At 57.8% G+C, this 12,258-nt stretch carries 11 protein-coding genes; 8 read left to right on the forward strand and 3 right to left on the reverse strand.

Annotated elements, in window-relative coordinates:
- Position 1 precedes the first annotated feature (1 nt).
- From DRB19_RS09760 to DRB19_RS09770, 3 genes are all read right to left on the reverse strand, one after another.
- The gene (locus DRB19_RS09760; protein ID WP_114185856.1) at positions 2–1,348 is read right to left on the reverse strand and encodes a TRAP transporter large permease; all 1,347 of its coding nucleotides are present in this window, start codon (positions 1,346–1,348) and stop codon (positions 2–4) included.
- Between the two features lie 14 nt (positions 1,349–1,362).
- Positions 1,363–1,836: a TRAP transporter small permease subunit gene (locus tag DRB19_RS09765; RefSeq protein ID WP_162815638.1), complete on the reverse strand. Its 474-nt coding sequence runs from the start codon at positions 1,834–1,836 to the stop codon at positions 1,363–1,365.
- A 121-nt stretch (positions 1,837–1,957) separates the two neighbouring features.
- Positions 1,958–3,028: a C4-dicarboxylate TRAP transporter substrate-binding protein gene (locus tag DRB19_RS09770; RefSeq protein ID WP_114185858.1), complete on the reverse strand. Its 1,071-nt coding sequence runs from the start codon at positions 3,026–3,028 to the stop codon at positions 1,958–1,960.
- 568 nt (positions 3,029–3,596) lie between these two features.
- Here DRB19_RS09770 and DRB19_RS09775 point away from each other — a divergent pair.
- From DRB19_RS09775 to DRB19_RS09810, 8 genes are all read left to right on the forward strand, one after another.
- Positions 3,597–4,265 (forward strand): GntR family transcriptional regulator, encoded by a 669-nt coding sequence (locus tag DRB19_RS09775; protein WP_114185859.1) that lies wholly within the window; start codon positions 3,597–3,599, stop codon positions 4,263–4,265.
- 17 nt (positions 4,266–4,282) lie between these two features.
- Positions 4,283–5,260, forward strand: a complete 978-nt coding sequence (locus DRB19_RS09780) for a quinone oxidoreductase family protein (protein ID WP_308494285.1) — start codon at positions 4,283–4,285, stop codon at positions 5,258–5,260.
- Between the two features lie 34 nt (positions 5,261–5,294).
- Positions 5,295–5,717, forward strand: coding sequence for a cupin domain-containing protein (locus DRB19_RS09785; RefSeq protein WP_114185860.1), 423 nt, complete (start codon positions 5,295–5,297; stop codon positions 5,715–5,717).
- Positions 5,718–5,749: 32 nt separating this feature from the next.
- Positions 5,750–6,919: a zinc-dependent alcohol dehydrogenase gene (locus DRB19_RS09790; protein ID WP_114185861.1), complete on the forward strand. Its 1,170-nt coding sequence runs from the start codon at positions 5,750–5,752 to the stop codon at positions 6,917–6,919.
- An 86-nt stretch (positions 6,920–7,005) separates the two neighbouring features.
- Entirely contained in the window at positions 7,006–7,896 is an 891-nt protein-coding gene (locus tag DRB19_RS09795) for an NAD(P)-dependent oxidoreductase (RefSeq protein WP_114185862.1), read from the forward strand.
- Positions 7,897–8,484: 588 nt separating this feature from the next.
- On the forward strand, positions 8,485–10,020 hold the full coding sequence (locus DRB19_RS09800) for a sugar ABC transporter ATP-binding protein (RefSeq protein ID WP_210207460.1): 1,536 nt from the start codon (positions 8,485–8,487) through the stop codon (positions 10,018–10,020).
- A 31-nt stretch (positions 10,021–10,051) separates the two neighbouring features.
- Positions 10,052–11,083 carry an ABC transporter permease subunit gene (locus DRB19_RS09805; RefSeq protein WP_114185863.1) on the forward strand — a complete coding sequence of 344 codons (1,032 nt, stop codon included), beginning with the start codon at positions 10,052–10,054 and terminating at the stop codon, positions 11,081–11,083.
- Positions 11,084–11,190: 107 nt separating this feature from the next.
- On the forward strand, positions 11,191–12,120 hold the full coding sequence (locus DRB19_RS09810) for an ABC transporter substrate-binding protein (protein WP_114185864.1): 930 nt from the start codon (positions 11,191–11,193) through the stop codon (positions 12,118–12,120).
- The last annotated feature ends 138 nt before the right edge of the window (positions 12,121–12,258 follow it).

The following is a 12,258-nucleotide window of genomic DNA, read 5'->3' on the forward strand; positions in this document are numbered from 1 at the left end:
CTCAGACCTTACCAAGGTTAGGAAGCCAAGTGGCTAGTTGCGGGAAAGCGATGATCGCGCCAATGACGGCCAACAGGCAGATCCAGAACGGAACCGACCCACGAAAAATTTCGCCGACCGACACGTTCTCCTGAGGCAATGCTGCCTTCACCGTGAATACTAGGATTCCAAATGGCGGCGTCAGGAGACCCGTCTCGATGGCGAGAATGCCGATAATCGCAAAGGCAAGCGGATCATATCCAAGGCTTGCGGCGACAGGCGCAAAAACCGGCACGGTCAGAAGGATGATCGAAATCGAGTCAATGATACAACCGAGAACGAACCAGATCAGGATCATGATTCCGAGAATGGCGATCGGTGGGAGACCCGTGTCAAGCAAAGCCGCCTGTACGGCTCCGGTGATGCCGGTCATCGACAGCACGCGGGAATAAAGCTGCGCCATGACCAGCAGCAGGAGAAGCGGGGCAGAGGAACGCCCGGCCGAAAGGATGACGTCGAAGATCTCCCGAAGCCTCATTCCTCTGATCAACGCGATCCCAAGGGCTGCAACCGCGCCGACACCCGCTCCTTCCGTTGGCGTGAAGAATCCGAACCAGATGCCTCCAAGAACGCCACACACGAGGGCAACCACCAGAAGCGTGCCGAAGAGAGTTTCGCCAAGCCCTTCATCTTCATGGCTAACACCAGGATTTGCCGTCAAAGTCGCGAGCGGTACCTTGCGCTCGCCCACGATTTCCGGCCGCAGGATTGCCGTTCCGATTATGTAGGCGCTATAGACGACCACCACCACCATTCCTGGCACGACGCCTGCCATGAAAAGGCTTCCGATCGACTGCTCGGTCAAGACGCCCCACACGATCATCAGGACGGACGGGGGAATGAGCATGCCGAGACAGGCGCTGCCAGCGATGCAGGCAAGCGAAAACTGACGATTATAGCCGAACCGTTTCATCTCAGGGTAGGCAATGCGGGAGAATGTAGCCGCTGCCGCAATGCTGACCCCGGACACGAATGCGAAAACAGCATTGGCTAGCACAGTCGCAACGCCGAGGCGGCCAGGGAGCCATTTCGTGAGACGATTTACAAGGTTAAAGAGGTCGCGCGCTGCTCCCGACTTTGCGAGAAACTCACCCATAAGAATGAAGAGCGGGATGACCGCAAAGATGTAGTCGCGAATTCCCTCATAAGCCGTATTCGAAATGAAGCTTCGTACGACCTCGATATCTTCCTGCATGAGATAGATGCCGAGCGCCGAAGTGATCCCGAGCGCAACTGCGATATGAGTGCCAAATAGCACCAGGGCCAGCAGCACCCCGACGATGATCATCATTTGTGATGGGTCGAACATAAATAATGATCCGTTCAGTGCGAGGAGCCGATCGCGATAACTTCATTGTGCCGGGCCGCGTTGATCTGACGTGCGGCGAGCAGGAGGTAGGCGAGCATCGCGAGCCCGCTTCCAGCCAGAACCGCAAATCGAACTGGCCATACCGGAACCCGTAGTGCGCCCTCCCCTTCGTATTCACTGGTTTCAAAGGCATGCATGAAACCATCGATGCTGCCCCAGAAAATAAGGCCAAACAGCAAAACCCCGAGAAGGCAGGAGATTACGGCGAGCGCCGCTTGCACGCGGACGGGAAGGTGAACTGTCAGCGCATCGACGTGCATCATCCCATTGCTCAAGATCGCGTAGACGCCGGTCAGGTAGCAGATAATGACGATTGAACTCGATACGAGTTCAGGTGTGCCTTGGAGCGGCCGGTTGAACACAACTCTGCCGATGACGTCGCCAACCACGACGAAGCAGAGCAGAAAGGCGAGGATCGACGCCAGCACCAGCAGCGCCTTGGAAATCCAGTCGAGACCTCTTCCTATCATTGGCATGAACCTTTTGACCGCGTGCTCAGAGTGAGCCCGGGGCCACGTGGCCCCGGGCAAGAGGTCGATGTTCGGGTTTCTACTTCAGTTGATAACGGATAGGCCATTTGTGGCCGAGCTTCTCGGCTTCGCCCAATGTGAGTTCCAGCACCTGCGTACCGGGCAGGCCTGCCTTGTCCAGCTCCGCAGCCTTCTCCTTGGGCCAATCCTTGAGGGAGTTCGCCCAGTCGGCCCGTACGCTCTCAGGCAGGGTCTTCACCTTTGCGCCAAGTTCTTTCAGCTGCTCGATCTGCTTGGGATAGTTCTCGTCGTTGACTGTCCCGGTCTTTGCCTCGTATTCGCGAGCGACCTCGACGATGATGTCCTGAACTTCCTTCGGCAGGCGATTGAACCGATTGCGATTAATGGTGAGGGCATGCCAGGTGATCGACCCGAACCCGATCTCGGTATAGTACGGCGAGACTTCGTACATCTTGAAGTTCACGACTCCGGACGGGAACATGATCCAGCCGTTGTAGACGCCGGTTTGCATCGCCGTATAGGCTTCGGGCAATGATGACTGAACCGGCACGGCGCCAGCAAATTCCAGCCATTTCAGGTTCAGACCCGCGCCGGCGAGCTTGCGCCCCTTGAGATCCGCGACCGTATTCCACTCGAACGTCGTCGTAAGGTTGTATCCATTGTCAGCAATCAGAGCGAGGTGCTTCTGGGCGAACTTGTCCTCGAAGACCTTGGTCATATACGGAACTTGATCATAGACCGCCCGGGCGAGCTTGACGCTGGACTGGGCGCTCATGGTGCCGAAAGGCAGCATGACTTGGAACGCGTGAAGAGGCAGGTTTGACGGCTCGAAGCAGAGGCAGAAACCACCGATATCGATGATGCCAGACTGAACGCCCTCAAGGGTGTCGGCCACCTTCACCATCGAGCCACCGTAACCCTCGATGAATTCGATCTTGTGGCTGGTCCGTTCAGCAACTCTTTTCGTGACCTCGGGCACAAAGAAAGTCTGCATGAGATTGACGTATGTGTTGACGGCAGGGTGCCCCGAGGCAATCCGCAACCGGATATTGTCGGCTTGAGCCGAACTTGCAGCGCCAACAGAGAGAGCTGCTAATGCAACGGCTGACGCCAGAAGAGTCTTTTTCATATCCCGATCTCCTCCCAGAAACCGAATTCATTCTATTTGTTGGGATGTCTCCGACGACCCGCCGAAGTTTAGTCGATCGATTCCGAAAAACGCCCTGGATAGCATAGGGCAGAATTCCTCGGTCCCTTTTCAGGGGCAGATTATGCAGGGTCGTTTTTATGAAGAAATGATCATTCCTGATCCTTTTCATCATAATTTCTAATCAACCCGCTGCTCGTGTCAGCAGCGTCGCAAAAGGCCGGTACAAACTCACACCGTCTTGGCCCGTCTCCGCGTTGCCAAAAGGGACGTAAGCAGCTCAGTCCATCAGCGTCCGCCGATATCGTTCCAGCCAGGGTTCCCCCCACCGTAGCCGAAATTCTTTGTCGCCAGGTCATGCCAGCCTCCTGCAGGTGGCCAACTGATATTTCACGAGGAAGAGGTGTGAAGTCAACTAGGGCCAAAACTGTTCTTTCTGGCGATAAAAGACTAATGAACCTCTGTTACTTATTGACGGTTTATAGCCATCTGAAATATCAGTCGCATACAAGGTCCTCGCTAAAGGATTTCTACAAGGAAGGCTGAACGAGTGCTCGACAGGGCTGAAGAATCCCCTCTCCTTGCACGGACGAGTGTTTATCAGCAGCTCCGGGCAGCGATCCTGTCGTGCAGCCTGCGCCCAGGCGTACAGCTCCAGGAACGCCAGCTTGCCGAGCAGTTTCAGGTCAGCAAATCGCCTGTACGAGACGCATTGCTGAAGCTGGAAGAACAGAATTTGGTCGAGGTGATGCCGCGCAAGGGATACCGTGTGAGGCGCATCTCACTCGCCGATTCCCGCGAGCTGTACGAAATGCGGCAGATTCTCGAGCGGGAGTGCATCGTCAGACTGATCGATGCGGCCTCGGACCAGACGCTTTCGGCGCTCGACGAGTTCCGAACCGTGCCTTCGCCGATCGAGCTCTCAGAGTGGATCGAGTACAACACCGCCTTTCACGCTTCCATTGCTACGAACTGTGGAAACTCTCGGCTGGCCCGTTCTGCATGTGAGACGATAGAGCTTTACGAGCGCCTGACCTATGTCAGCGTGACGAGCAGCGACGAACTCAGTCTCGCGGACTTCGTTGCAGAACATAGTACTATTATCGATGCGATACAGAAGCGCGATAAGCGCCAAGCCGTGGCTTTGGCCCGCGACCACATCGAAAGCTCCCGACGTCGTGTGCTCAACGCCCTCGAAAATTTGTCCGTTATAGCCTGATTCCAGGAGACCGAAGAGTGATAGCTCACGCAATACGCATGGAAACCCAAGGCGGTCCTGACGTCCTTAAACTCCAGGAGGTCGATATCGGCGCTCCCGGGCCGGGGCAAGTTCTCCTCCGGCAAACCGCTTGTGGCTTGAACTTCCTTGACGTCTACCACCGGTCCGGCGCCTATCCGCTGGCAATGCCCAGCGGCTGCGGCAGCGAGGCTGCCGGCGTGATCGAAGCTGTCGGAGAAGGCGTGACATCTCTTCGTCCGGGAGATCGGGTTGCCTACCAGGGCGGCGAGCCTGGAGCCTATGCGGATCTACGGATTGTTCCCGCAACGCGCCTCGTCGGAATTCCGGATGGGGTTTCGGACGAGGATGCGGCCGCAGTTCTTCTCAAGGGAATGACGGTCGAGTACCTCCTCAACAGATCTGTGCAGCTGCGCCCGGGCGACTTCGCACTCATGTATGCCGCGGCCGGTGGCATCGGCCTCCTGGCTGGCCAATGGGCTCAGCACCTCGGCGTCAACCTTATCGGCGTCGCTGCAGGCGAGGAGAAGTGCCGGCGGGCCCGCAGCAGCGGCTATTTCGCTGTGCTTGACCGGAATCGCGACGATATCGTCTCGCAGGTTAAAGAAATAACGGGCGGAAGAGGCGCCTCGGTGGCCTTCGACTCTGTCGGAAAGGCAACGTTCGACACGACCATCGAATGCCTGGCAGTCCGCGGCGTTTTCGTATCTTTTGGCGCAACATCTGGCCCTCCTCCTGCAGTCGAGGCCTCGCTCCTGCAGAAGAAGGGCTCCCTCTACTTCACTCGTCCGACGCTCGTGCACTATTGCAGTGCGCCGGAGGACTACGCGGCTTCCGCCGGGGCTGTTTTCGACCTCGTTGGGAAGGGGGTTCTGAAACCCACGATCGGTCAGAGGTATGCTCTCGCCGACGCGGGGAAAGCCCATCTGGATCTCGAAAGCGGCCATACGAGCGGATCGACGATCCTTATACCCTGACAACACGATCATCATCTTTTGAAGGGAGGAGAGAATGACCAAGATGGAAAGCCCGCGCGCGCACTGGCCGAAGGAGCTTCAAGACGACATCGAGGCCAACCGGTTCAACGCCTGCGTCGGGAGCGTCCTCGTGTCTGAGACGGATCGCGTCCGCGTCTGGCACCTTCGCCTGCCCCCTGGAAAACGTTGCAATTTTCACCGGCATGTCCTCGATTATTTCTGGACTTGCCATACCCATGGGACCGCACGGGGATACTTCGAGGACGGCCGTATCGTCGACGTGAAGCATTTTCCAGGCGACACGAAACATATGCATTACGGGGCCGGAGAGTATCTCCTGCACAGCGTCGAGAATATCGGCGATACCGAGCTTCTCTTCACGACTGTCGAGTTCAAACAGAGCGACAACGCTCCCCTGCCCGTTCCTGACGAAATTCGGCTGCAGAAGGCTGCCTGACCCGTTTTCCTTTTTAAATTTGGAACCCGTCCATGTACGCTCACCCAGGTGTGAAGACCGACCCTATCCTGCTCGTTCCCGAAACCATGAAGGCGTGGGTTCTTGGCGACCCTGGTGAGCTTCGTCTCATCGAGAAAAAGGTGCCCGTTCCCAAAAAAGCCGAGGTTCTCGTGCGGGTCGATGCTATCGCGATCTGCGCGACCGACCTGGACGTGATCAGCAGCGGTCCTCCGGCTCTGATACAAGGGGGCCTGCCCTTCAATAAAGACTTCACCCCTGGCCACGAGTATATGGGTACTATCGCGGCGCTCGGACCAGGCGTCGATGAATTCAAGGTTGGCGAACGGGTCACGGTCGAGATCCATGCCGGTTGCGGTCAATGCAAACGCTGCCGAATGGGCATGTACACATCGTGCCTGAACTACGGTCTCAACTACGGTGATGTCGACAAGGGGCATCGCGCGAACGGCTTCACGTCGGATGGCGGCTTCGCGGAATTCGCGATCAACAATATCAATACCCTAACTAAGCTTGCGGACGATATGAGCGATGAGGAGGCAACCCTCGTCGTGACGGCTGGAACCTCGATGTATGGCCTAACCGAGCTTGGAGGGCTGATCGCCGGCGAGAGCATCGTGGTGATCGGACCAGGGCCAATCGGTCTTTTGGGCGTAGCAGTCGCCAAATCACTTGGCGCGTCCCGGGTGATCCTCACCGGCACCCGCGACAATCGCCTCAAGACGGGCCTGGAGTTAGGTGCGGACCATGTGGTCAACGTCACACGTGAGGATCCGGTCGAAGCTGTACGGAGGCTCAACGGCGGAAAGGGCGTTGACTATGTTCTTGAGTGCTCCGGCGCCCCGAACGCCATCAACGAAGCGGGCCGCATGCTCAACCGTGGAGGCAAGATGTGCTTGGCGGCGTTCCCGCACGATCCTGCTCTGATCGACGTGGCCCACCTCGTGCGCAACAACATCTACATCTACGGCATCCGAGGCGAAGGCCGCAGCGCCACCCATCGGGCGCAAGCCTTCATGGCGGACAAACGCTTCGACGCGACGAAGATTCACACGCACACCTTCATGATGGAGGATCTTCCAACCGCATTGCGTTATGCCCGCGACCGCGTTGACGACGCCATCAAGGTCGTCGTGAAAATGCCGCGCCGGGCTGCCGAGCAAGAGACCCGCCAAGCAAGCTGACAAGCCGGAACATGTGGAAGCAAGAACCAGATTCTCGTTCTTGCTTCCGTTCCTCAGAAACTTTTCAAAACTTTTAGAGAAACATCATGGCTGAAAACAAGGGCCGGGTTGGCGTTGTCGGGCTTGGAACAATGGGCGGAGCGGTCGCTCGAAATCTGGCAGAGCGTGGCTGGGCGGTCGTCGGGTACGACCCGAGCTCTCAACGTGTTGATGAAGCGCGGGCAGCTGGGGTCAAAATCGTCGATAGTCCGGCCGCAGTGGCGGCGGAGACAGACAGGATTCTCACAAGCCTGCCTAGCGCGGCGGCGCTGCATGCGGTCGTGCGGGAGATCGCCGACAGCAATTCGAAAGAGCTACTTGTTGCGGAAATGAGTACGCTCACGCTCGAAGACAAGTCGAAGGCGGAATCGGCCTTGCGTGAAGCAGGGCACACGATGCTCGACTGTCCCTTGAGTGGTACTGGCGCCCAAGCTGCCACGCGAGACCTCGTGGTCTATGCGAGCGGGGACCCAGAGCGTATCGAGGACCTTCGTGATATTTTCGCGGACTTCAGCCGTCTCGCACATAACGTCGGCGAATTCGGCAATGGCATGAAGATAAAGTTCGTTGCCAATCTTCTTGTCGCGATCAACAACGTCGCCAGTGCGGAAGCCATGGTCCTCGGAATGAAAGCCGGCCTAGATCCTCAGCAGATCATCGACTTGGTGTCAGCTGGGGCGGGCAACTCCCGCATCTTCGAACTGCGGGCCCCACTCATGGCCCAACGACGCTATGAACCCGCGACCATGTCAATCGGCCTTTGGCAAAAGGACATGCAGGTCATCGGCGAGTTCGCACGTCAGATTGGATGCCCCACTCCTATTTTTACGGCTACTGAAACTGTCTACCGCGCGGCGCTTGCGAACGGACAGGAGAAACAAGACACGGCGTCCGTCTGCACCGTGCTCGAGTCCATGGCCGGCCTGCGGCGATCGTAAGCAGCAGCGGGCTCATCAATCAACTCACGCTGGAATTCGCTCCAGCGGGCTGCCGCCTTAGCCAAGGCTCTTTTATTCGGCAGACGCAGGTGGAGGCCCCGCCAAGGGTAACGTTGAACAGTATATAGCAACAGTCGGCATCCTGGCTGTTGCTCTAGCATATCGCGTTCAGCTAGCGACACGAAATCCGGTTCTCTGAAGACGAATGAGTTCTTTGCTAATTGGAGGTACCGCTAAAAAGCCTACACTAACCTTAAGAGGCAGGCGGCCTTCGCCGCCCGGTCAGCGAAGGTACTTTCCAGTCAAACAACGCTATGCTCGCGCTTCGTGACAAGCGGAGGAATGGCGATCGACTGGACTCACTCCATCGATCAGCGTTTGTGCCAACATCGCGAGGGCGGAAGGCCAGCTAGATGCTTCCAGTGTTACAACATACTCACTATGGCAATCCCGCGGGAGAGCGCAATAATTCATAGGAAGCTTGAGACTTCGACCTTCTGATCGAAACCGCAAAATCGCAAAGCTACGCACTGCAAATCCACGCTTAATCTGCCGCCAAGTGCAGAGAATATAGATGGAGGAAACATGATGCCGGAGCCCCAATCCAGGCCAACGCCAACCCTGGAGATGCGGAACGTTTCCAAGACCTTTCCAGGCGTAAAGGCGCTGGACGGAGTTCATCTCAAGGCATGGGGGGGCGAGGTATTGGCGTTGATGGGAGAAAACGGCGCCGGTAAGTCGACTCTTATGAAGATCCTGTCAGGCGCGTACCAGCCCGATGCCGGAGCAGAGATCCTGATCAACGGACAGCATGTCGACATTAGCGATCCCATCGCGGCTAAACGCCATGGCATAGCGATCATCTATCAGGAGCTGTCTCTCGCGCCCAATCTGACCGTTGCCGAAAATATGTTTTTGGGCGACGAGCTTCAACGCCGCGGCTTCGTGGACCGAAGGTCCATGAATGAGCAATGCCGTCCGGTCCTGCAGCGCCTCGGCGCGCCGTTTGGTCCGGAAACACGCGTGGGCACTCTTTCGATCGCTGAGCAGCAACTTGTTGAGATTGCTCGCGCATTGCATGCCAAGTCCAAGATCCTGGTTCTGGACGAGCCGACAACGGCGCTGTCCTCGCGCGAGTCGGAGCGCCTGTTTACGCTGGTGCGGCAGCTCCGATCCGAAGGCATAGCTCTTATCTACATCAGTCACCGCATGGCCGAGGTGTATGACCTGTCGGACCGCGTGTCGGTGCTGCGGGACGGCACGTATGTCGGCACCCTCGAGCGTGAGGAAATCAGCGCCGAGGCGCTGGTCAAGATGATGGTCGGACGTGACCTGTCCACGTTTTATAAAAAGGAACACGATCCACATTTCAGCCGTGGGCCCGTGATCCTCGAAGTCCGGGACATCACCGACGGCGGACGGCGGGTAAAGCCATGCAGCTTTCAGGTTCATCAGGGCGAGGTGCTTGGCATCGCTGGTCTTGTGGGCTCCGGCCGGACCGAGTTGGCGCGCCTTATCTTCGGCGCGGATGGGCGGACTGGGGGAGAGGTCCTTCTTGACGGACGGCCGGTCAGCATCACCGAACCGCAAGACGCCTTGAACCTGGGGATTGCCTATCTGACTGAAGACAGAAAGGCGCTCGGCTTGTTTCTGGATATGAGCTGCGGTGAGAATATCAACCTGGGCGTGCTTCACCGTGACGCCCATCGTGGCGGTATCCTGAATCTCGCAGCCGCCCGTCGACGCGCCGAAAATGCCTTCAAGGCGCTTCGTGTTCGGGCTGCAAGCCCAATCGTTACGGTCGGCAGTCTATCCGGGGGCAATCAGCAGAAGGTCCTCCTGTCACGTTGGCTCGAGATCGGTCCCAAGGTTTTAATCCTCGACGAGCCTACTCGCGGGGTCGATATCGGCGCAAAATCTGAGATCTACCGTATCATCGATGAGCTCGCCGCGCGGGGCATCGGCATTGTGGTTATTTCAAGTGAACTACCTGAAATCATCGGCATATGTGACCGGGTCCTGGTCATGCGAGAGGGGCAGATTCAGGGAGAAGTCGGCGGGCAGAGCGGGCGGGCGGTCACGCAGGAGAATATCATGACATATGCGGCCGGAGCTGCAGCCTGATCAAGCGGAAAGAACGCGGAGGAGAGCCTAGATGACGGACAACAGGACGTTGGAATCAGGTGCCCCGGATACGCCGAGTACCGCAATAGGCTCCGGGCTCTCCGCGCGGCAAGTCCAATGGCGGAGCATCGTCCAAGCTGCCGGCATGCTGCCGGTCCTGATCATCATCTGCATCGGTTTCAACTACATGACCGACGGACGTTTCTTCACGGCGCAGAACATCTCGATCGTCGCTCAGCAAGCCTCGATCAACACAGTGCTCGCCGCTGGGATGACCTTCGTGATCCTCACTGGCGGCATCGACCTCTCCGTCGGCTCTATCCTAGCCGCATCGGCCATGGCCAGCGTCACTGCGTCCCTGATCCCCGGATGGGGCCTCCTGGGCATTCCTGCCGGGATCTTGGCGGGTTTGTTCTTCGGCTTCCTGAACGGAGCGCTGGTGGCTTTCCTCAAACTACCGCCTTTCATCGTGACACTGGGCTCCCTTACGGCTGTGCGCGGGATAGCTCGTCTCATGGGTGGAGACACCACAGTCTTCAATCCTGAGCTGCCCTTTGACTTCATTGGAAATGCGTCCCTCTTCGGTGTCGTGCCTTGGCTTGCCGTGATCGCTCTCATGGTCGTGGTGGTCTCCTGGTTGATCCTTCGTCGGACGGTTCTTGGCGTGAGGATCTACGCGGTCGGCGGAAACCCGACGGCAGCACGGCTGTCAGGCATCAAGGTCTGGTCGGTCCTGCTTTTCGTCTATTGCGTCTCAGGTTTCCTTTCCGGATTGGGCGGAGTGATGTCGGTGGCGCGGCTATATGCTGCCAACGGCCTTCAACTGGGACAGGCCTATGAACTCGATGCGATTGCGGCGGTCATCCTGGGAGGAACGAGCTTCGTGGGCGGCATCGGCACCATATGGGGCACCCTGATCGGCGCCCTCATCATCGCCGTTCTGTCCAATGGGCTGATCCTGCTTGGCGTTTCCGACATCTGGCAGTTCATCATCAAGGGCTTGGTAATCATCGGTGCGGTGACGCTTGATCGCTATCGCCTTCAGGGCAGCGCCCGCACGTAAGAACGCGGCCACGCCATCTTGGCATCGGGCCGGGTAACGGCAGCTACCGGCGGAAGGCTGGCCCACCGCCGGAAGAGCTCGACAGAGGGTCAGGGAGGCTACGTCCAATGTTGAGAAAGTTGTTGGTTGCAGGAGCCGCGTTGGCATTGGCAACGAGCGCAGCGTCGGCGAAAGAACTCAAGTCCATCGGGATCACGCTCGGCTCTCTGGGCAATCCCTTCTTCGTTGCCCTCTCCAAGGGAGCTGAGGCGAAGGCCAAGGAGATAAACCCGAACGTGAAGGTTACGGCGACCTCGGCCGACTATGACCTGAACAAGCAGTTCAGTCACATTGACAACTTCATTGCGTCTGGCGTGGACATGATCCTGCTCAACGCCACCGACCCGAAAGCCATCATTTCTGCGGTGAAGCGCGCACAACAGGCGGGCATCGTGGTCGTGGCTGTTGACGTCGCGGCCGCCGGGGCCGATGCCACTGTTCAAACCAATAATGTGCAGGCAGGTCAGATCGCATGCCAATACTTGGCCGACAAGATCGGCGGGAAAGGCAACGTCATTATCCAGAACGGACCTCAGGTTTCAGCCGTCACCGATCGGGTCAAAGGGTGTAAGGAAGTTCTCGCAAAGAGCCCCAACATCAAAGTGCTGTCCGACGACCAGGACGGAAAAGGCGATCGTGAAGGCGGGCTCAGAGTCATGCAGGGTCATCTGACTCGTTTCCAAGATATCGCGGGCGTATTCACGATCAATGACCCGCAGGCCATCGGCTCGGATCTCGCGGCTAAGCAGCTCAACCGCAAGAACCTTGTCATCACGTCCGTCGACGGCGCACCCGACATGGAGTCGGCGCTGAAAAGCGATACGAGCATTGTTGCTTCGGCAAGTCAGGACCCATGGGCCATGGCGCAACAGGCTGTCGCAATCGGCTATGACATCATGAATGGCAAGAAGCCTGAGAACGCGATGATCCTCATGCCGTCAACCCTGATCACACGTGATAACGTGGCGCAGTATAAGGGCTGGTCATCGCCTCGTTGAATAATTGCGCCCGAGGCATTCCTCGGGCGCCTCTCGCGTTTCGGCGGATTGATCCTAAGCAGCCCGAGGCCTTGCATGGTCGATAGCCCTGGCGATGGCGCAGCAATTATGATGCGGCGATCAGTATAGTTCTGGTAC

Origin of the sequence: Microvirga aerophila (genome assembly GCF_003332305.1) — a bacterium.
Classification (GTDB): domain Bacteria; phylum Pseudomonadota; class Alphaproteobacteria; order Rhizobiales; family Beijerinckiaceae; genus Microvirga; species Microvirga aerophila.

What these genes read in the sequence shown, in the direction of transcription:
- DRB19_RS09760 (WP_114185856.1), bottom strand. Translation starts at nt 1,348, where the DNA reads ATGTTCGACCCATCACAAATGATGATCATCGTCGGGGTGCTGCTGGCC.
- DRB19_RS09770 (WP_114185858.1), bottom strand. Translation starts at nt 3,028, where the DNA reads ATGAAAAAGACTCTTCTGGCGTCAGCCGTTGCATTAGCAGCTCTCTCT.
- DRB19_RS09785 (WP_114185860.1), top strand. Translation starts at nt 5,295, where the DNA reads ATGACCAAGATGGAAAGCCCGCGCGCGCACTGGCCGAAGGAGCTTCAA.
- DRB19_RS09790 (WP_114185861.1), top strand. Translation starts at nt 5,750, where the DNA reads ATGTACGCTCACCCAGGTGTGAAGACCGACCCTATCCTGCTCGTTCCC.
- DRB19_RS09795 (WP_114185862.1), top strand. Translation starts at nt 7,006, where the DNA reads ATGGCTGAAAACAAGGGCCGGGTTGGCGTTGTCGGGCTTGGAACAATG.
- DRB19_RS09800 (WP_210207460.1), top strand. Translation starts at nt 8,485, where the DNA reads ATGCCGGAGCCCCAATCCAGGCCAACGCCAACCCTGGAGATGCGGAAC.
- DRB19_RS09805 (WP_114185863.1), top strand. Translation starts at nt 10,052, where the DNA reads ATGACGGACAACAGGACGTTGGAATCAGGTGCCCCGGATACGCCGAGT.
- DRB19_RS09810 (WP_114185864.1), top strand. Translation starts at nt 11,191, where the DNA reads ATGTTGAGAAAGTTGTTGGTTGCAGGAGCCGCGTTGGCATTGGCAACG.